Annotated in this window: 24 protein-coding genes; 17 read left to right on the forward strand and 7 right to left on the reverse strand. The window is 65.1% G+C overall.

From position 1 onward, the window contains the following. The first annotated feature begins 34 nt into the window (after positions 1–34). From ACOOHB_RS18850 to ACOOHB_RS18865, 4 genes are all read left to right on the forward strand, one after another. Complete coding sequence (locus ACOOHB_RS18850; protein ID WP_420446940.1) at positions 35–1,525, forward strand: FMN-binding glutamate synthase family protein; 1,491 nt, start codon at positions 35–37, stop codon at positions 1,523–1,525. Between the two features lie 98 nt (positions 1,526–1,623). After that, the gene (locus tag ACOOHB_RS18855; protein ID WP_420446329.1) at positions 1,624–2,460 is read left to right on the forward strand and encodes a phytanoyl-CoA dioxygenase family protein; all 837 of its coding nucleotides are present in this window, start codon (positions 1,624–1,626) and stop codon (positions 2,458–2,460) included. 41 nt (positions 2,461–2,501) lie between these two features. Then, on the forward strand, positions 2,502–3,086 hold the full coding sequence (locus ACOOHB_RS18860) for a DUF4389 domain-containing protein (protein WP_420446330.1): 585 nt from the start codon (positions 2,502–2,504) through the stop codon (positions 3,084–3,086). Between the two features lie 80 nt (positions 3,087–3,166). Further along, the gene (locus ACOOHB_RS18865) at positions 3,167–4,840 is read left to right on the forward strand and encodes a thiamine pyrophosphate-binding protein (protein WP_420446331.1); all 1,674 of its coding nucleotides are present in this window, start codon (positions 3,167–3,169) and stop codon (positions 4,838–4,840) included. A 21-nt stretch (positions 4,841–4,861) separates the two neighbouring features. Here ACOOHB_RS18865 and ACOOHB_RS18870 read toward each other — a convergent pair whose 3' ends face one another. From ACOOHB_RS18870 to ACOOHB_RS18880, 3 genes are all read right to left on the reverse strand, one after another. After that, a complete protein-coding gene (locus ACOOHB_RS18870) occupies positions 4,862–6,076 on the reverse strand; it encodes an acyl-CoA dehydrogenase family protein (RefSeq protein ID WP_420446332.1) in 1,215 nt (404 codons plus the stop codon). A gap of 78 nt (positions 6,077–6,154) precedes the next feature. Next, positions 6,155–7,276 carry an Ldh family oxidoreductase gene (locus tag ACOOHB_RS18875; RefSeq protein WP_420446333.1) on the reverse strand — a complete coding sequence of 374 codons (1,122 nt, stop codon included), beginning with the start codon at positions 7,274–7,276 and terminating at the stop codon, positions 6,155–6,157. 85 nt (positions 7,277–7,361) lie between these two features. Continuing rightward, entirely contained in the window at positions 7,362–7,634 is a 273-nt protein-coding gene (locus ACOOHB_RS18880; protein ID WP_420446334.1) for a type II toxin-antitoxin system HicB family antitoxin, read from the reverse strand. Positions 7,635–8,002: 368 nt separating this feature from the next. Between ACOOHB_RS18880 and ACOOHB_RS18885 the strand changes: the two genes are divergently transcribed. Then, the gene (locus tag ACOOHB_RS18885; protein ID WP_420446335.1) at positions 8,003–9,370 is read left to right on the forward strand and encodes an ATP-binding protein; all 1,368 of its coding nucleotides are present in this window, start codon (positions 8,003–8,005) and stop codon (positions 9,368–9,370) included. A gap of 122 nt (positions 9,371–9,492) precedes the next feature. Here the strand turns inward: ACOOHB_RS18885 and ACOOHB_RS18890 are convergent, their stop codons facing one another. Continuing rightward, positions 9,493–9,648, reverse strand: a complete 156-nt coding sequence (locus tag ACOOHB_RS18890; protein WP_420446336.1) for a hypothetical protein — start codon at positions 9,646–9,648, stop codon at positions 9,493–9,495. Between the two features lie 39 nt (positions 9,649–9,687). Here ACOOHB_RS18890 and ACOOHB_RS18895 point away from each other — a divergent pair, with 39 nt between their 5' ends. Beyond that, entirely contained in the window at positions 9,688–9,849 is a 162-nt protein-coding gene (locus ACOOHB_RS18895; protein WP_420446337.1) for a hypothetical protein, read from the forward strand. 106 nt (positions 9,850–9,955) lie between these two features. On the opposite strand, the gene ACOOHB_RS18900 is transcribed toward ACOOHB_RS18895, so the two are convergent. The 3 genes from ACOOHB_RS18900 to ACOOHB_RS18910 all read right to left on the reverse strand — a co-directional run bounded on the left by ACOOHB_RS18900 (position 9,956) and on the right by ACOOHB_RS18910 (position 12,099). Continuing rightward, positions 9,956–10,279 carry a helix-turn-helix domain-containing protein gene (locus ACOOHB_RS18900; protein ID WP_420446338.1) on the reverse strand — a complete coding sequence of 108 codons (324 nt, stop codon included), beginning with the start codon at positions 10,277–10,279 and terminating at the stop codon, positions 9,956–9,958. Positions 10,280–10,452: 173 nt separating this feature from the next. Beyond that, complete coding sequence (locus tag ACOOHB_RS18905) at positions 10,453–11,508, reverse strand: isocitrate/isopropylmalate dehydrogenase family protein (RefSeq protein WP_420446339.1); 1,056 nt, start codon at positions 11,506–11,508, stop codon at positions 10,453–10,455. 84 nt (positions 11,509–11,592) lie between these two features. Further along, on the reverse strand, positions 11,593–12,099 hold the full coding sequence (locus tag ACOOHB_RS18910) for a DUF2269 family protein (protein WP_420446340.1): 507 nt from the start codon (positions 12,097–12,099) through the stop codon (positions 11,593–11,595). Positions 12,100–12,303: 204 nt separating this feature from the next. Here ACOOHB_RS18910 and ACOOHB_RS18915 point away from each other — a divergent pair, with 204 nt between their 5' ends. From ACOOHB_RS18915 to ACOOHB_RS18965, 11 genes are read left to right on the forward strand one after another with little or no spacing between them, the layout of a single operon-like run. Beyond that, positions 12,304–12,558, forward strand: a complete 255-nt coding sequence (locus ACOOHB_RS18915) for a hypothetical protein (protein WP_420446341.1) — start codon at positions 12,304–12,306, stop codon at positions 12,556–12,558. 3 nt (positions 12,559–12,561) lie between these two features. Next, positions 12,562–13,437: an FAD binding domain-containing protein gene (locus ACOOHB_RS18920; protein WP_420446342.1), complete on the forward strand. Its 876-nt coding sequence runs from the start codon at positions 12,562–12,564 to the stop codon at positions 13,435–13,437. A 1-nt stretch (position 13,438) separates the two neighbouring features. Continuing rightward, positions 13,439–14,014: a (2Fe-2S)-binding protein gene (locus tag ACOOHB_RS18925; protein ID WP_420446343.1), complete on the forward strand. Its 576-nt coding sequence runs from the start codon at positions 13,439–13,441 to the stop codon at positions 14,012–14,014. 1 nt (position 14,015) lies between these two features. Further along, a complete protein-coding gene (locus tag ACOOHB_RS18930; protein WP_420446344.1) occupies positions 14,016–16,397 on the forward strand; it encodes an aerobic carbon-monoxide dehydrogenase large subunit in 2,382 nt (793 codons plus the stop codon). Further along, a complete protein-coding gene (locus tag ACOOHB_RS18935; RefSeq protein ID WP_420446345.1) occupies positions 16,394–17,338 on the forward strand; it encodes an XdhC family protein in 945 nt (314 codons plus the stop codon). Before ACOOHB_RS18930 ends, ACOOHB_RS18935 begins: the two co-directional genes overlap by 4 nt. Beyond that, complete coding sequence (locus tag ACOOHB_RS18940; protein WP_420446346.1) at positions 17,338–17,922, forward strand: SRPBCC family protein; 585 nt, start codon at positions 17,338–17,340, stop codon at positions 17,920–17,922. The genes ACOOHB_RS18935 and ACOOHB_RS18940 overlap by 1 nt, the downstream gene beginning before the upstream one ends. A 10-nt stretch (positions 17,923–17,932) precedes the next feature. After that, positions 17,933–18,184, forward strand: a complete 252-nt coding sequence (locus tag ACOOHB_RS18945) for a hypothetical protein (RefSeq protein ID WP_420446347.1) — start codon at positions 17,933–17,935, stop codon at positions 18,182–18,184. Positions 18,185–18,195: 11 nt separating this feature from the next. Further along, positions 18,196–18,423: a hypothetical protein gene (locus tag ACOOHB_RS18950; RefSeq protein ID WP_419922177.1), complete on the forward strand. Its 228-nt coding sequence runs from the start codon at positions 18,196–18,198 to the stop codon at positions 18,421–18,423. 16 nt (positions 18,424–18,439) lie between these two features. Then, positions 18,440–18,703: a hypothetical protein gene (locus ACOOHB_RS18955; protein WP_420446941.1), complete on the forward strand. Its 264-nt coding sequence runs from the start codon at positions 18,440–18,442 to the stop codon at positions 18,701–18,703. 1 nt (position 18,704) lies between these two features. Further along, positions 18,705–18,995, forward strand: a complete 291-nt coding sequence (locus ACOOHB_RS18960) for a hypothetical protein (RefSeq protein WP_420446348.1) — start codon at positions 18,705–18,707, stop codon at positions 18,993–18,995. Next, a complete protein-coding gene (locus ACOOHB_RS18965; protein ID WP_420446349.1) occupies positions 18,992–19,354 on the forward strand; it encodes a hypothetical protein in 363 nt (120 codons plus the stop codon). Before ACOOHB_RS18960 ends, ACOOHB_RS18965 begins: the two co-directional genes overlap by 4 nt. Positions 19,355–19,359 lie beyond the last annotated feature (5 nt).

A 19,359-nucleotide genomic window follows, 5' to 3' on the forward strand; every position in this document is an offset into this window, starting at 1 on the left:
GCTGTGGGGGCTGATCATCGTCGGGGCATATCTGATGCTCGTGTTCATTCACGACAGCGTTCAGAAGCGCCACTCGATTCTGCGCACGTATCCCGTCATCGGTCATCTCCGTTTCTTACTGGAGAAGATCGGCCCGGAGCTGCGCCAGTACATCGTCGCCGACAACGAAGAGGAACGCCCCTTCAACCGCGACCAGCGGCGTTGGGTGTACTCCACCGCCAAGCAGCAGAACACCTACTTCGGCTTCGGCACCGACAGTGACATCGACCAGCCGGGACACATCACCTTTCGACACAGCGCATTTCCCCTCGGCCGCACGGTGCCCGACGATGCGCCGATCCCGTGCGGCAAGGTGATGGGCGCGTGGCGAGACCGCCCCTGGGCGTTCCGGCCTGCGTCCATCGTGAATATCTCGGCCATGAGCTACGGGTCGCTGTCCGGTCCGGCCATCGAGGCGCTCAACCGTGGGGCGAAGCTGGCGGGCTGCATGCACAACACGGGCGAGGGCGGCATCTCGGACTTCCACCGAAGCGGCGGCGATCTCGTCTTCCAGATGGGGACCGGCTACTTCGGCTGCCGAAATCCGGACGGCAGCTTCTCGATGGACCGGCTGCTTGAAACGGTCGAATCAGCTCCGGTGCGCGCCATCGAGATCAAGTTGTCGCAAGGGGCGAAGCCGGGCGTCGGCGGATTGCTGCCGGCTGCGAAGGTAAGCGTGCACATAGCGAACGCTCGGGGCGTCCCGATTGGCGAAGACGTTGTGAGCCCCAGCAGACACTCGGCATTCGGCTCCGTGGGTGAGCTTGTGGGCTTTGTCGAAGAGGTGGCTTCGGCGACCGGTCTCCCCGTCGGCATCAAGTCTGCGGTCGGCCAGGAGGCCTTTTGGACCGAACTGGCCCAGCACATGGCCGAGATCCGCCGCGGCCCGGACTTCGTGACGGTGGACGGCGCCGAGGGCGGTACCGGGGCCGGTCCGTTGGTGTTCACCGACCATGTGGCGTTGCCCTTCTGGCGGGGATTCGGCGTCGTGCACCGGGCATTCGGCGAAGCGGGCCTGACCGACGAGATCGTCATGATCGGCTCGGCCAAGCTCGGCTTTCCCGCCCCGGCGGCGCTTGCCTTCAATATCGGCGTCGACATGATCGGCGTCGCACGTGAGCCGATGATGGCGATCGGGTGCATTCAGGCTCAGCGGTGCCACACCGACCACTGCCCGACGGGTGTCGCCACGCAGAACCGGTGGCTCTCGCGGGGGCTCGATCCGACGAACAAGAGCGTTCGGCTCGCCAACTACATCGTCGGCTTGCGCAGGGAGCTGTTCCGCCTCGCCGATGCGTGCGGGGTGGAGCATCCCGGGCTCATCGGCGCCGACAATGTGAACGTGGTTAGCCCGTTCGGCGATCTCGTGCCGGCGCATCACGCATTCGGCGTCCACCGCGATCGGACCCACAGCCCGGCTCGCATCGCAGGACTGCGGGTCGCCGTGTGCGCAGACGGCGAATCGGGAATCGACGAGAGCGCATGAGCCGAGCCTGATTCGCTGGCAGAATCTGTCTCATCGACGTTGCCTGCGGAATCGGCCCGAGCCGGACCCCGTGGGATTGCTCGTGACGGGAGACAACAATGAGTCGACAGCAGGTGCTTGAAGCAGCCAGGGCCCACATCACCGCAGAGCACAAGGCAACGTTCGAAGCCGAGGGAGTTGTCAAGGTCAGCGGTGCTGTGGGCGACGACTGGATCGAGCGGGTGCTCGAGGTTGCCGACCAGCAGCTGCGCGAGCCCGGCAAGTGGGTGTCCGACACCAACCCCGGCGCGAGCTCGAACCGGCTGTTCACCACCCGCTACCGCTGGCAGGAAGATCCCGTGATCGGCGGTTTCGTCTTCGATTCGGGCATGGCGCAGATGGCAGCGGCGCTCATGGGCTCGTCATCCTCTCGGTTCTATTTCGACCATATGCTCATCAAGGAACCACGGACCTCGAATCCCACACCGTGGCATCAGGACATCCCGTACTGGCCGTTCATGGGCAAGCAGATCTGCTCTTCGTGGGTGGCGATGACGCCGGTGACCGTCGCAGAGAGCTCGCTGGAATTCGTGCGCGGCTCGCACAGCTGGGATGCGTACTACGCACCCGAGTCGTTCGACGGCCGAAAGGGCTTCATGGCTGACTTCGAGGGCGAGAAGATGCCCGACGTCGAGGCTGATCGTGCCAGCTACGACATCGTCGGGTTCGACGTCGAGCCCGGAGACGCGTTGTTCTTCTCGTCGTGGATCATCCACGGTTCGCCCGGAAATGCCGGCGACCATCGGCGTGTGGCGCTGTCCACACGCTGGCTCGGCGACGACGCCGTGTGGTACCCCCATCCGGGCTGCGACCCCATCGTCACCGATGACGACACGACTGCCGTCGCCGGCGAGTACCCCGCCGACGACAGCCGGTTCCCGCTCGTCGCTGCCTAATTGCCGGACGGTTTTTTGGGGGACGCAGTAGCGTCGCCGGCATGGCCTACCCAGCATCAGTCAGCGTCGAGACGCCCGATCGGATCGCCAATTGGCGACCCCTCGTCCACTGGCTCTTACTGATTCCGCACCTGATCATCTTCGAGGTACTGCAGAACATCGCGTGGTTGCTCAACGTGGTGGGCTGGGTCGCGATCGTCTTTACGGGCAAGCTGCCCAAGGGCCTGGCGGACTTCCAGTCGATGTATCTCCGCTACAGCATTCGCCTGTACGCCTACTTCGACTTCTTGCATGAGCAGTACCCGCCGTTCGCGTTCGATATGTCGGCCGCAGAACCGGGCGGAACGCCAGTCTCGGCCGACCTCGAGCCCCAGCTGACTGATCGCAATCGCCTCACCGTGGCGTTTCGGCTGATCTTGGCGATCCCGGCTGGGATCTTTGTGGCGGTCACCGGTCTCATCACAGCGGTGCTGGTCGTGCTCGGATTCTTCGCCGTGCTGTTCACCGGTCGCTGGCCCGCTGGAATGCGCGATTGGGTTGTCTCCTGGTATGGCGTCAGCCTCCGCTTCAACACCTACCTGCACCTGTTGACCGACAAGTACCCGCCGTTCAACCTCAACGCATAGGCGGCACTCCGACCGCAATCCGGCTCCGGGCGGTTGACACGGTGACGGGGATACCGTGCGGGCGATGAGCGAGGCCAGCAATGAGTGAGATGACCGGCGGCGAGGCCGTTGCAGCGACGTTGGCGCGCATGGGCGTGCGGCACGTGTTCGGGATTGTCAGCGTCCACAACCTGCCGATCTACGAGGCGCTGTCGGTGCGCGACGACATCGAGGTGGTGAAGGTCCGCCACGAGCAGGCGGCTGCACACGCCGCAGATGCCTACTTCCGGGCCACCGGTGAGATGGGTGTGCTGCTGACGTCGACGGGCCCGGGCGCGGCCAACGCCGTGGCGGGGCTGTACGAGGCAGGTTTCTCCAGCTCGGCTGTGCTGATGGTGACGGGGCAGACCGAGTCGCGCTTCTACGGCAAGGGCAAGGGATTCCTGCACGAGAACGAGGGTCAGCTGGCCATGCTGCGCTCGGTCTGCCGCAGCGTCGCCTCGGTTCGTCATCCGGGAGAGATCTCGACCGAGATTGCCCGGGTTGCCGACGACATCCGCACCGGCCGGCCGCAGCCCGGTGCCGTTGAGATCCCCATCGACTTCCAGTACGCACGCGTGGGGAATGCCGCCGAAGCTGGCTCGCCACAAGTGGCTCGCCTTGCGCCCAATGGAGCATTGCTGGACGACGCCGCAGAACGGCTCGCGAACGCTGAACGGCCCGTCATCTGGGCAGGCGGTGGCATCAACATCGCCGATGCCTCCGCAGAGCTGACGGCGTTGGCGCAGCGGCTCGGTGCGCCGGTCTTCACCACCATCGAAGGCCGAGGCTCTATGAGCGAAGAGCATCCGCTGTCGCTGGGATTCCGTTCGGATCGCCCCCAGATGGCAGAGGTGTTCGCAGAAGCCGATCTGATGCTGGCAATCGGCACCCGGTTCCAGAACTACGCCACGCGAGTGTGGGCGCTGGAGCTGCCGGCAGAGCTGATCCACCTCGACGTCGACCCCGGTGTCATCGGGCTCAACTACAAGCCGTCGCTGGCAGTGATCGGCGACGCCAAGCTCAGCCTGGCTGGCCTGATCGAACGTCTGGGCGAAGGTGCGCCGACGATCGATGACGGATTCGTGGAGCGCTCCCGCAAGCACCGCGCCGCCGACATGGAGACGCTGCGTGATGAGGTCGGCGCCGATCACGCCGCTATCTGCGATCTGATGCGGCAGCTGTTGCCCGACGATGCGCGCATCGTGCGCGACACGACCGTGCCCGGCTACATGTGGGGAAACCGTCTGCTGCCGATCGTTGCGCCTCGAACGTCAATCCGGGCTGCCAACGCTGCTATCGGCCCCGGCGTGCCGATGGCTATCGGCGCCGCGCTCGGCACTGGGAAACCGACCGTGGTCATCCAGGGCGACGGCGGGCTGATGCTGTCGATCGGCGAGGTCTCGTCGCTGGCCGAGCACGGCCTGCCGGTCATTGTCTGCGTGTTCAACGACGGCGGCTACGGCGTGCTGCGCATCATCCAGGACGCACTGTGGGATGAGCACCACGGCACCGAGATCAGCGGTATCGACTTCGTCGGCGTCGCTCAAGCGATGGGCGTGCCGGCCGAGCGAGTCGCCAGCGTTGCCGAGTTCGAGGCCGCATTCAGCCGTGCCGTCGATCGTGCGAGCGGCGCGTCGGGCCCAGCGGGTCCAACCCTGCTCGACATCGACCTCACCGCTCTCATCCCCATCACGTTCCCGCTGCCCGCCCACCAGCGCCGCCGCGAGAACTGAGCCAACCGCCTGTCGCCTCCGCTACAGGCCGGAGCTGTCCGTGTCGGGAACCAACATGGTGCGGCCGGCCAGTTCCATCACGGGCATCGTGACCATGAAGTGAGCCGACGCTGTCTGGATGTCGCGCAAGTGGCGCTGTAGCGGCGACGACTCGAAGATGGCGGTGCCGCCGACAGCGGTATTCATGGCCTCGATCACCTCGACGCTCGTCTGTGTGGCGTGCACGGTGGCGGTGCGCAGTTCCCGCCGTATCTCGAGGCTGCCCAATTCGGTTTGAGCGCGCTGCCACGCCGCTTCGGCGGTCTCGTACAGCAACACACGCGCAGCGCGCACTTTGGTGTCGGCCACTGCAACCGCCGTATGCAGGCTGGGGCGCTGCGCCAATGTCCGTCGCGAGCCTTGAGGAACCTTGGTCCGAGCGACATCGATCACTTCGTCGATGCTGGCCCGCGCCATTCCCAATGCGATCGCGCCGATCGGCAGCGCCAGCAGGCCGAACAGCGGGAAGCGATACAGCGGCTCGGCTGCGTGGGGGGAACGCAGGATGGCGGAACTCTTGGCGATCCGGAGTGCGGGGAGCCACACATCGTGTGCCTCGAGGGTGCTCGAGCCCGAGCCCCGCAAACCACTGGTGTGCCAGTCGTCGTGGATCACGATTTCGGTAGGCCGGAAGAAGGCACGACCTTCGGCCGGCTTTACTGCGCTGGTTGCGTTCGTGGCACCGTCGGCGTTCTCGTCCTGGTCGATCAGGACGCCGCCTGAGATCCACTCGGCGTTATGACAGCCCGAAGCCCACGCCCAACGGCCGCTCACGAAGTAGCCGTCGGTGCCATCGGGACCGCGTGCTGGCGTGGCCCGACCTGAGGATGCGAACACGCCCGCAGTAATGACGTCAGGGTTTCTGAGAACTTCGGCCAGCTGTTCTGGCGTCAGCGCGGCGAACATGATCTGCGACGTGGCGCCGATGAATGTGCACCACGCAGCCGACGCATTGCCTGTCGCGAGTGTCTCGCTCACCTGTGCCACGGTGGTCGGGGACAGTCCGAGGCCGCCAAGGGTCGGCGGCACCAGCGTCCGATAGAAGCCGGCTTCGGCGAGCGAGTCCGCCAGGTCTTGGGGCAGCTTTCGCAGACGGTCGATCTCAATGCTGCGTTCACGCAGTTCACCTAAAAAGCCCGCCGCGGCAGCCAGCATCGCCTCACCATCGGCGACGTCGGACGTAGCGGCGGGCGTCATCGCGGCACGGTAACAGCGTCCGCGTAGCCGGCCCTCATGCTTGCCGGCTGTCCCGCTCGCCCCGATTCGCAGCAGTCATCAGCAAGATTCGCAATCGAACGGCACCCCAAGCTCGTCGCCGATACGGCGCAGCGAGCGGACCACCGACGCGGGATAGCTCACCGTGCCCACGGCGGTGCGACGGTCCATCTCCATCTGTTCCAGCTCGCCCGGCAGGTACACCGTCTGGCCAGGCAGGATGTCTTCGGCGCCCGCAGCGCGAATCTGCTCGACCATCGATTCGATGTCGCCGTAGTAGCCGTCGAGGTCGCGGAACACCCCGGGGTTCATCAGGAGGAAGAACTGTCCCCGATGCCCGACGGCCACGTCGCCAGTGTGGGCAGAGCCTGCGAGGATGCCCGCCGCGATGTTCGAAGCGGTCACCATGCCGATGCCCTTGTAGCCGCCGATGGCCGGCACGATGCCTCGCATTGCCACATCTGGGTCGACGGTGGGGTTGCCGTCGCGATCCAGGAAGCCCCAGGCCTCGGGAATCTCCTTGCCCTCAGAACGGGCCCGCAGCACCTTGCCCAGCGCCACCGGGGTGATCGCCATGTCGAGCACGATCGGCGGATCGTTGCGGCGGGGGAACGTCCACACGATCGGATTGTTGCCGAACAGCTTGCGGCGGCTGCCGAATGGGGCCAGATTCGGCACGGACGTCGTCGTGCCGTAGCAGACGAAGCCCTCCTCAGCTGCGCGATACGGGTAGTTCGCCCCGCAGCCCCAGTCGTTGGAGTTTCGGATCACGCCCACGACCAGTCCGCTCTCGCGAGCGGCCTCGATGAGCTGCTCCATGAAGCGGGTGATGACGAGCTGACCGAGTCCGTGGTGCCCGTCGGCCACCAGCACCGACGGCGTGCGGGTCACGATTTCGCACTGCGCTGTCGGATCGGTGGTGCCGTCGCGGAACCAGTTGACGTACCAGCTGACCCGCTGGAATCCATGGGTGTCGACGCCGCGCCGGTCCGACCACAGCTGGTTCTCGACAACGGTCGCCGCGTCGTCCGGAGCCATTCCAGCGGCCACATAGGCAGCGATACCCCAAGGGCGCAGCTCGTCGAGCCGGAATGACAGTGGCGCGTTGTTGTCGCCCTCGGCGGGGCGGTCGTCGGGGATGCCTCTCGGCAGGTTCTCGTCTCTCGTGGACTTCTCGCTCATGTCTGGTTGTAAATCTCCGGCTCGGTCTGCAGCGAGTTTGTACACCTGATGAGTTCGCGACGTGTGGCCGGAGGGAGCCGGCTGGTCATGCAGTAACGGCGATTTCGCCTTCGCGGAAAGAGGGGATGGGGTGACAGAGTTCGTGACCGAGTTCAACCCACCCGGCGAGAACCTCGCGAAGCTTGTCGCGAGCGTCGTCCGTTGTGGCACCGTAGGCCGATGCGCCGTGGCACTCGGAATTTTCGGCCCACCAGCCGACGAGGTCGCCGTCGTCATCACGGACTTCTTCGACGTTGGCACCGGCGACCATGGCGTCGAGCCAGCTCCCCAGCTGGAGCTTCGACGGGGTCTTGGCCATGGCCCCAATGTAGTTGTGGGTTCCCAAGCTCTGGGAGTTCAGCGGTTCGGCGTTGCTGGATCAAATGGCGGAGATCGGCCGCAACGGAGATGAAGAGGTCGTTGTCGTTCGCCCTGAGTCGTTGGAGCGAAGCAGTGAACTGATTGGATCGGATGATCTGCATCAGCCGACCTGTGAGCGGGTCGGGGACCCAGCGCGAGCCGGTGTGCCATGTCGTCGATCAGATCATCGATTGCAAGCCACACAGATTGCTGATGAGCATCTATACAAATTGCTGATTATGGGTCTGACGGATTGTTGGTGAAATGTCTAACCAATTATTGATTAGAGGGTAGGAGGATTGTCGATCGGGCGCTAGGTTTGGACGCGTGGAAGAGCACCGACGGCATCTGAGCGCGAACCTCACGGACGCGCTCGACGCATCACGTGTCGTCGTGCTTCATGGGCCGCGCCAAAGCGGCAAGACCACGCTGGCACGACGAATCGCTACCGCACGCGGCGGCGACTACGTCAGCCTCGACGACGACGACGTTCTTGGCCTGGCCCTCGACGACCCACACGCCTTCGTTCGTGCGTTCCTCCCGCCCGTGGTCATCGACGAAGTTCAGCGGGCCGGAGATCGATTGGTACGAGCGGTGAAGATCGCTGTGGATGACGGAACCAATGCAGCAGGACGATTCCTGCTGACCGGTTCCACGAATTTCCTCACGGTGCCGACGATCAGCGAATCGCTGGCCGGGCGTGCAACCATCTTGACGCTGTGGCCATTCAGCCAAGCCGAATTGTGGGGAACTTCCGTCGGCACTCACCGCGCAGCCGGCGATGCTCCTCCCGTCAGTGCACAGGCAACGCAGCAATCGGAGTTGACGCCATCCGCGGTCGGTGCATCGCGCTCCGCGAACGCCGTCGAGCGGTGGTTCGACCAAGACAGCTCTCTACGGCGAGCAGCGCGTTCGGTGACCAGTCGCAGCGACTACCTGCAGAAGATGTGCGTCGGTGGCTTCCCGGAGGTGCAGCAGCTCAGCGCGCACAGACGCAACCGATGGTTCTTGGGCTACGCCGAAACGGTGGTGAGCCGGGATATAGCGCAGCTTGGTGACATCCGTCGCGCTGCGATGTTGCCGCAGATGCTGCGTCTCGCAGCCGCTCAGACCTCGTCGGAGCTCAACGTGTCTCGGTGGGCTGATCAACTCGGTGCCGATCGCGCAACGGTGCTGTCCTACCTTGGCTGGCTACGCACAGTCTTCTTGGTCCATGAACTGTCCTCGTGGCGGCGCAACCGAACTTCTCGAGTCGTGCAGCGCCCAAAGCTGCACGTCACCGACAGCGGACTTGCCGCAGGGCTACTTGGGCTGAACGCTGAAGCCCTGGCGGCGCTGAACCACCCCATGACTGGTGCGCTGTTCGAGACGTTTGCCGTCAATGAGATCGTGCGGCTCTGCTCAGCAGCCGAGATGCCGGTGTCACTGCATCACTACCGCGACAATGCTCAACGCGAGGTTGATCTGGTACTCGAACGATCCGATGGTGCTGTCGTGGCGGTGGAGATCAAGTCGACGTCGTCGCCCAGGCCAGATGATCTGCGCAATCTGGTCTACTTCCGTGACCGCCTCGATGCCGTCGAACCGGGAGCATTTCGCGCAGGTGTGCTGCTCCACGCAGGTGCCAACACCCTGCCCCACGACGACCGCTTGCTGTCAGCCTCCCTCGACACACTTTGGAAACCGCCCCGATGAACAGATGATGAGTTCGCGACGTGTGGCCGCAGGGAGCCGGACGGTCATGCGATTCGGGCACCTGCTTGAGCAGTGCCCGCAAGCGTTTGCGCTGTAGCTCCTGGGTGGCGTCGGGATGCCGCTCAGCCGAGGTCGCGAGGGGTGCTGATCTTGTCCCACAGGGCATCGGCAAGAGGAATGGCTGTGTCATACCAGTCGTTGCCAGTGACTGCTCCAGCCGCTGGGGAATTCTTGTCGCCGAGCAGTAGGAATGCGCACACTGACTCGTCGTCGGGCATTGCGAAGATGGTTCTCACGAATGCGGGATGTCTGGGGATATGAGTGCGGACCTCACCCATGACATGGCGATGGCACGATTGGGCGAGTCCGAATCGGACTTGGGGAAGTTGGGCGGCTTGGCGTTGCTCGATGAGATATCGGAGGTCTGCCGCGACAGCGATGAAGAGGTCGTTGTCGTATGTCTTGAGTTGACGGAGTGACGCAGTGAAGCGACTGGATCGGATGATTTGCACCAGCCGACCTGTCAGCGAGCAATGGCGCCGACGTGAGCCTTGGAGTGGTGAGCGTCCACAGTGGTAGTTCGACTCACGCGTCGATGGGGGTGAGCGTGAAGTTGAGCTTGTATCCGAGGCCGGCGAAGTATCGGGTGAGCGTACTGAGCTTGGCGTCGGCAAGGCCGCGGGCTTCGAGCTGAGCGACTGAGGACTTGGTCACCCCCATGGCTATTGCCACATCTTTCTGGAGTACCCCTGCGGCGATCCGGAGGTTCTTGAGGCATGCATCAAGAGTGAGCAGTTCGGAGGTCCTGTCCTCGATTCGGGATCGCTCAGCGTCCGTGATGTCGAGTCCATCGAGAACGTCGTCGACCAACTCGAAATCGGCAGAGCCCGTGGAATCTGCAGTCTCCATGTGGTGCCTCCCGCGGTCGAGAGTTTATCTACAAATAAATCAACCACAAGTGGATACCGACTGAAATCACCAGCTTCTTTGACCGATAGCCACCTACGCGGCAAGAACTTCGCGGAGCTTGCTGCGGCCTCTTCCTCAAGGGTTGCGCTCGACGCCGGGCTCCTAGGCACCAGCTACAGCGCGCTGATGACGGCGGTTGCGAAGTCTTCGGTGCTCGCCACGCCTCCCTGGTCCGGCGTTACGTGCTCGCCGTCTTCGTACACCTCGGCGAGGGCCCGGTCGAGGCGGCCGGCTGGGGCGTCGAGCCTGAGGTGGCGCAGCATCATCTCGGCGGATTCGAGTGTCGCGGTCGGGTTGATGATGCCCAGCCCGGCGATGTCGGGTGCGGTGCCGTGCGCCGATTCGAAGTACGCCCAGTCGTCGCCGTAGCAGCCCGACGGTGCCAGGCCCATGCCCCCGATCGTGCCGGCGCCCTCGTCGGAGAGGATGTCGCCGTACAGGTTGGGCAGCAGCAGCACATCGAGATCGTGCGGGCGCACGACCAGCCGGTGTGCCATGTCGTCAATGATGAACTGCTCGTATTCGAGGCCCGGATACTCCGAGGCGACCTCACGGGCGATGTCGCAGAACCAGCGATCGGTGGCTGGCAGCATGTTCGTCTTGGCAGACACGGTCAGCTTCCCGCCTCTCTGCAATGCCAGCTCGCAGGCAAATCGGGTGACCTGTTCGGTGCCGGGCCGGGTGATGATCTTCGCCGCGAAGCGGCCATTGGCGGCATCGGGCGGAACACGGGAGCGGCCGTCGGTCAGACCAGCGTCCAGCAGCAGCTTGGCGGGACCCATCACGCCGACGTACATGTCCTCGAGGTTCTCGCGCACGATCACGTAATCGATGCCCTCGGGCCGAGCCAGCGGCGAGGCGTAGCCCGGCCGCCAGCGGACCGGACGAACGTTGGCGTAGGTCTTCTTGCCCCAGCGCATGAAGCCCGCCCCCGGCGTCGTGCCATTCGACGAGCCGAACAGAACTGTGTCGGCGGCGTCGATGTGTTCGCCGACCAGTGCTTCTCGCTCTTCGGGTGTGAGGGCTGCCAGCTCGTCACCGACGGGAACGTGGTCCCACTCGATCGGCAGGTCGAGGGCGTGCAGCACTCGCAGCGACGCCGCCATCGCCTCCGGCGCAGCGTCGTCGCCGGGTATCACGCACACCTTGTGCCGCCGGTCTGAGGTCATGTGCCGACGCTACGCGGCCCAGTTGTCCCATTGCTCGGCGTCGCCGTGCGCGAGGAGATCACGGCGGTGCTGCGAGATGGCGAGTCAGAGGCCGGGCTTGGTCACCATCACCGCGATTGCAGCGACGATGACGAGATTGCTGAGCATGCTCCACAGCTCGGCCCGCCGCCGCAGCCGTTCGGCCTCGTCGGCCAGCTCGGGACCGGCATCCATGGCCTCAGCCAGCTTGGCTCCGGTCGGCCGCAGTGCTCCGTGCGCGATGGCTGCCCAAGCGAAGTACAGAACGAAGGCGGTCGTCACCCAGCCCTGCCGGAAGTCCCACCGATCGTCGACAAGCACCGCAACGACGCCGGCGATGCCAGCGAGGTACGCCGCCACGTCAGTCAGCCGGTTGGACGCGAACTCGAACGACCGCCGTACCGCGCCGGCTGCGTCGGGACCATCTGCCCACGCCCGGCGCAACATCACCGTGCCGAGCGCGCTGCCGCCGAATCCCACCACAGCGCCCACGAGATGGACGACCAAGACCGCTTGATACACGCCCGAGTTAAAGCTCGCCGCCAACAGCGAGCCGCCGATGCCAAGTGTCATGCCCGCGAGTATTGCCGCCACTCGCACGAGCTCGAACGCGGGCGCTGCGAATGAACTCAGTGCGGCATTACACGACGATGGTCGGCGGGTAGCCGGGCGATACGTGTAGCCGCCTGCCGGGTTTCGTTCTTGCCACCAGCACCGTCAGTGGTAGGTTCGCAGTGCCGCAAAGACACGGCCGGATCTCCGGGGGAAGGGGAGTCCATGCCGATCGAGTCATCAGGCCATAGCGCTGGCAATCCGAGGCTGTACGAGGTCATCGAGGGCGCGCCCAAAGAAGGTGACAGCCCGACGATCTGGGCGTGGCCGCAAATCATCGACTATCTCAAAGTCGCAGGACAGCCGGTCCAAGGGCCTTGGCCGCCGCACCAGGAGCAACGTCCCGATCCCGACGCCGACGCGATGCCGCGAGCTGTGCCGGATCCGCAGGGACCTGGTGGGCAGGCGACAGGGGGCTGAGGTATGTATCCATCCCGCTTCCGCTACGAAGCCCCCTCGACACTCGCCGAGGCGATAGCCCTGCTCGCCGCTGCTGATGGCGAGGCGAAGATCCTCGCAGGCGGCCAGAGCCTCATCCCGATGATGAAGCTGCGTTTCGCCGCCCCGGCGATGCTCGTCGACATCAACGGCATCAGTGGTCTCGACTACCACCGGGCCGATGTCGATGGCACCTATCGCATCGGTGCGCTGTGCCGCCACGCCGACCTCGAGAAATCGGCAACGCTCGGCGATCATCAACCCACGATCGCTGCGGCGGCCCCCATTGTGGCCGATCCGCTCGTTCGTACCCGCGGCACGCTTGTCGGCTCGGTCTGCCACGCCGACCCGCAGGGCGACTGGGCCTCGGTGATGGTCTCGCTGGAGGGAGCCATCGTGGCCCAAGGCCCGAACGGGCAACGGATCATTCCGGTCAACGACTTCATCGATGGTCCGTTCCAGACGGTGCTCGCTAACGACGAGATCGCCATCGAGGCGGTGGTTCCGCCAGCGCGTGGGACCCGGGCCGGCGGTTACCTCAAGCTTGAACGCCGAGTCGGCGACTTCGCCACCGTCGGCGTGGCGGTCTCGGTAGAGATGTCGGGCGACACCATCGCCCGGGCGGGCATCGGGCTGACCGGCGTCGGGCCTGCCACCATCAACGCTTCCGACGCGGCGGCGGCTTTGGTCGGCGCGTCGCTCGATAGCGACGCCGTCGATGCGGCGGCTCAGCTCGCCGCCGAAGCGGCCAAGCCCCGCTCCGACCACCGGGGAAGCGCCGACTACAAGCGCCACGTCGTTGCGACATTCGTGAGACGCATCGGTGCGCAAATTCAGCGGTCTGGACAGAAGGCGGCCTGACATGAGCACGTTGTTCGAAGTGATCCCGCCGAGCTTTGGTGACGAGGTGTCGGTTCGCCGTGTGGAATTGACGGTGAATGGCGAACGGCGCGCTGCCGACGTCGAGCCGCGGCTGCTGCTGGCACACCTGCTGCGCAACGGCTTCCGACTGACGGGGACCCACACCGGCTGCGACACGACGAACTGCGGTGCATGCACAGTGCTGTACGACGGTGTGCCCGTCAAGAGCTGCACGATGTTCGCAGTCCAAGCCGACGGTCATGAGATCCTCACCGTCGAAGGCCTCGCGACCGCGAGCGAGCTGCATCCGATCCAGGAAGGCTTCAAAGACGAGCACGGTCTGCAGTGCGGTTTCTGCACCCCCGGCATGATGCTCAGCGCCAAGGCCCTGCTGGAGGAGAACCCGAACCCGAGCGAGGACGAGATCCGCTGGGCACTGTCGGGGAACCTGTGCCGCTGCACCGGCTACCAGAACATCGTCAAGGCGGTGATGTGGGCCGCCACCAAGCTAGGCGGCGCCGCACCCGACAGCGACGACCCGGATGCCGCCGGCGGCGGGGCCGGAGAGGAAGGCTGAGATGGCGCTCGACGAGATCAAGATCGGCGGCCTCGGCGCCAGTCGGCGCCGGGTCGAGGACAACCGCTTCATCCGCGGCAAGGGCAACTACGTCGACGACATCGCCCTGCCCGGGATGCTGCACATGGAGATCCTCCGCAGCCCCTTGGCGCACGCTCGAATCAGGTCCATCGATGTCAGCGGCGCCTGGGCGATCCCCGGCGTTCGTCTCGTGCTCACGGGCGACATGCTTGCTGCACGGAATCTGGCATGGATGCCGACGCTGTCCTATGACACCCAGGCGGTCCTCGCCACGGACAAGGTCAGATTCCAGGGGCAAGAGGTCGCGTGTGTCATCGCCGACGACCCCTACCTCGCCAAGGACGGCTGCGAGGCCATCGTCGTCGACTACGAACCGTTGCCGCCCATCGTCAACCCGACCCAGGCGCTGGCCCCCGACGCGCCGCTGATCCGCGACGACAAGACCGGCCAGACAAACAACGTGGTGTTCGATTGGGAGGTCGGCGACCGGGAGGGCACCAACCGGGCCTTCGCCGAGGCCGACGTGGTCTCGGCCATCGAGATGCACTACCCGCGCTCTCACCCGTCGCCCATCGAGACCTGCGGTTCGATCGCCGACTTCGACCGGGCGACCTCGAAGCTCACCGTGTACATGACTACCCAGGCGCCGCACATCATCCGGGCCGCGGTGGCAATGGTGGCCGAACTGCCCGAGCACATGATCCGCATCGTGTCTCCCGACCTCGGCGGCGGTTTCGGGAACAAGGTGCCGGTGTATCCGGGCTACGTGGTGTCGATCCTGGCGTCGATCCTGCTCGAATGTCCGGTCAAGTGGATCGAGGACAAGAGCGGGAACCTCATCTCCACCGGATTCGGCCGCGACATCTACTTGAAGGGCGAGCTGGCGCTGCGCAACGACGGCCGCATTCTGGGCGTGCGCATGCACACCGACTCCGACCATGGCGCGTTCTTTTCCGATGCCCAGCCGAGCAAGTTCAAAATCGGCCTGATGCACTCGGCGTTTGCCTGCTACGACATCCCGGCTGCCCATCTCACCGCCCAGGGCGTCTACACCAACAAGGCGCCGGGAGGCGTCGCGTATCGATGCTCGTTCCGGGTCACCGAAGCCATGTACTTCCAGGAGCGCATGGTGCAAGCCGCCGCCGACGACCTCGGCATGGACCAGGCCGAAATCCGCCGGATCAATCTGGTTCGAGACGACGACTTCCCGCATCGCACTCCCTTCGGATTCCTGACCGACTCCGGCCAGTATCAGAAGTGCCTCGACCTCGGCCTCGAAGCGATCGGCTACGACGACTTCCTGCGGCAGAAGGAAGAAGCCCGAAAGCGGGGCCGGCTCTTGGGCATCGGCATCTCCACCATGACCGAGCCCCTCGGGGCCGGCAACAGCCGGGAATACGACATCTTGGGTATCAAGATGTTCGACTCCGCCGAGCTGAAGGTGCACATGACCGGCAAGGCGCTGCTGCGCACCGGTGCCAAGTCCCAGGGTCAAGGCCACGAGACCACATGGGCACAGATCGTCGCCCACGAACTCGGAATCCCTGCGGCAGACGTACTCGTCGAGGAGGGTGATACCGACACGGCCCCGTTCGGCATGGGGACCTACGCTTCGCGCAGCACCCCCGTGGCCGGGGCGGCCGTTGCGATGGTGTCGCGCAAGATCCGCGCCAAGGCCCGCAAGATTGCAGCTCACCTGCTGGAGGTGTCCGAAGAGGACATCGAGTGGGAACTCGGGCGGTTCTCGATTCGCGGCGCCCCTGACCGAGGCGTGACGATCCAGGAATGCGCAATTGCCGCCTACAGCAACATGCCTGACGGCATGGAGCCGGGCCTTGAGAACCACGCCTACTACGACCCTCCCAACCTGACGTGGCCGTTCGCCTGCTACATAGCGACCGTCGAGGTCGATCCCGAGACCGGCGTGTGGGACGTCTTGCGGGTGGTGGCCGTGGACGACTGCGGCGTGCGCATCAACCCAATGATCGTCGAGGGCCAGATCATGGGCGGCCTCACCGAGGCGTATGCCATGGCCAGCATGCAATTCATCACATTCGACGAGGACGGCAACTGCATCGGCTCGAACTACATGGACTACTTGCTGCCGACGGCTTGGGAGACACCGGGCTTCGAGCTGCACGAGGTGGTGACCCCGTGCCCGCACCATCCCATCGGGGCCAAGGGCATTGGGGAATGCGCCACCGTCGGCGGTCCTGCAGCGTTCGTCAACGCCGTCATGGACGCAATCTCCGACTCCGGCGTGCGCAATATCGACATGCCGCTGCTGCCTGATCGTGTCTATGAAGCCATCACCCAGCGTCACGACGTCTCCGGCGCACCGCCGGTGACCACAGAGCCATGAGCGAACACCGTTCGGTCACCGATGTGGCCGTCGAAGGCTGGGGCGTCCTGGAACAGGCCATCGAACTCGCACGCAGCGGTGAGGCATTCGTGCTGGCAACGGTTGTCTGGCGCGAAGCCCCGACCTCGGGGCAGCAGGGATCTCGTGCCATCTACACGGCCTCGGGCGAGATCTACGGCTGGATCGGCGGCGCGTGCGCTGAGCCTGCGTTCATCCGGGAGGCCATGGCAACGCTTGAAGCCGGGACGCCGCGGTTGCTGGCGCTCGGCGCGAGCGATCGTTTCGGTGAACTTCGGGAAGGCACAACCGCGGTGGCCATGTCGTGCCAGAGCGAAGGCGCCCTGCAGATCTATCTGGAGCCCGTCGTGGCCCTACCTCACCTGGTGATCGTCGGAAGCTCGCCGATGGCGACGACCCTGTCGGTGCTCGCCAGTCAGCTCGATTGGCGTGTCGAGCTGGTCACCGGCTCCGAGTTCAGCGAGGGTTTGCTCACACCGCAGTCGATCGTGGTCGTCGCCACCCAAGGACACGGCGACCAAGACGTGCTGGGGGCCGCGCTCAAGTCGGCTCCGGCTTACGTGGGCCTCGTCGCGTCGAGCCGCAGGGGAGACAGCGTGCGTGCGCTGCTCGTTGCCCAGGGGGCCGACCAAGCCGAACTCGACGCCTTACGCGTCCCGGCAGGACTGGATCTCGGCCGCACTTCTCACAAGGAGGTCGCTGTTTCGATCCTGGCCGAGCTGGTGCAGTTGCGAGCACAGGGTGCGTTTGCCGCCCCGGTCACCACCCAAGCGCCCACGACAGGCACGGCTATCGACCCCGTCTGCGGCATGGCGGTCCAGATCGATCCGGCTGCTGTCTCACTGCAGGTGGGAGACGAGGTCTTCTACTTCTGCTGCGCAGGGTGCCGGACGGCATATGCGCGTGAACAGGGAGTCGCCTGATGCAGATCACCAATCAGTTCGGGGTCGCGCAGCCGCTGGAGGCTGTGTGGGACTTCTTCGGCGACGTACCGCAGGTTGCCGCGTGCCTGCCCGGTACCGAACTGACCACCGATTTGGGAGACGACCGCTTCGGCGGCACGGTGTCCATTGGTCTCGGTCCGATCAAGCTGGACTTCGACGGCGGCGCCGAGATCACCCATCGCGACGTTGAGGCCCGCGCGATCTCCGTCGCCGCCAGCGGCAGCGATCGCAAGGGCCGGGGCGAAGCCACGCTCACGCTCGACGCAAGCCTTGCCCCGGCTGAGGACGGCACCACCGTCGACGTTGCCATGGACCTGCAGCTCTCCGGGGCGGCCGCGCAATTTGGGCGTGGCCTGGCGAGTGACATCACCGCAGTGTTGCTGAACGATTTTGCCGTCAACGTTCAGAATCGACTGGCTGCGATCGCGGCGGGCCGTGACCCCGACCAGGTAAGCCAATCCCAAGCCGCCGGCGGCGTTGCCATCGGTGTGCGCGCCGCGCGAATGGGGCTAGCGCGCGTGGTGCGTCGATTCGCCCTGCCGTACCGCCCCGAGGCCGTCTGAGGAGGCTGTTGTGCTCTGGTGGATTGGAAACCTGATATTGCTGCTGGTGGTAGTGCCGGTGGCAGTCGCACTGCTGAACCGGGTACTGGCTGCCATCGAGCGGATCCGCAAAGCCAGCGACGAGATCCTGACTGCGGGCGTGGCGGTCATCGGAGAACTCGACACCACGCGCGATCTGCTTGCAACGACTGACGAGACGATCGAAGAGGTAGCAGACGGTGCGGTGCGCTACGCCGGTTCGGTCGGGAAGCTCTTGGGCTGAAGGGAGTTCTGATGCCTGCTGTTGCCTGGGTCACTGTCATCATCGGCGGCCTGATCATCGTGGCTGCCGCTGTCGGGCTGCTGCGAGTGGGCCTCCACTTGCGGGCGGTCCACAGCACGCTCGTGGCGGTCGCGGGCGGTGTTGGTGTCATCGCCGACCAGACCTCGACAGTCCCGACCGTGCTGCCGTCGGTAAATGCGACGCTCAAGCCCGTGCGCGACTTCTGCGAATCGATCTGAGGGAGGGAATGCCGTGATGCTGCTACTCGCTCAAGAGTCGACAACCGGGTGGACAATCGGCTACGTCATCGGCATCGTCGTGGTGATCGCGGTGGTCGCGCTCGTCGTGCCGATCCTGATGCTGGCTCGTTCGATCGGCAATCGGGCATCAGAGATCAACGCCGCGCTGGAAGACGCTGTCACCAACACGGCGTCGCTGGCGGAGTTGAACACCACGATCGAGGCGGCATCGACAATCGTCGCCGGCCTGAAGCGTGGTCGGGCCCGGTTAGGAGGCTGAGATGGACCTACTGGCTCTGACCGACACCCAGGAAAACCTTTGGTGGGGGGTCATCATCGGCGGCTTCGTCGTGATCATCGCTGTGGTCGTCCTGCTCACGATGCTCGTGCTGCTTGTGCGGACGATCGAGCAGCGGGTGGCAACAATCAAGGACACGCTCGAACGAGCGGCTGCCAACACCGCCGACACTGCCCTGATCGGCGAGACCGCCGCTCAAGTCGATGCGGTCCTAACCGAAGGCCTTGAACACCACCTGTTCTTGGGCCGTGTCCTCGACAAGGTGCGCTCATGACGACGCTCGTAGTCCTCTCCGTCATCCTGATCGGACTGTTCATTGCCGGGCTGGCCTTTTACCTGTTCATCGTGGGAGGTCAGCTGACCCGGATCGCTGGGCTGCTGGAAGAGTGCTCGCAGATCGTGTGGAAGATCAAGGCGGACGCCGAAGCTGTCGAGCCTGGTGTCGAGCGCATCAACAACACCGGCGGCGTCATCGCGGGAGCGTTGCCGCTGCTGTACGGCATGGCCGAAGGCATCGTGGCTGGCGCCACGTATGAGCCTGACCCCGAGCCGCGCGAGCCTGTGCCGGCCCGGCCCGCGATGGGCACGCGCCGCAGCCGGCTCCACGACGCCGTCGGTTACCACCCCGAATAGCCGTC

Source organism: Candidatus Poriferisodalis sp. (assembly GCF_965215815.1).
Lineage (GTDB): Bacteria > Actinomycetota > Acidimicrobiia > Acidimicrobiales > Poriferisodalaceae > Poriferisodalis.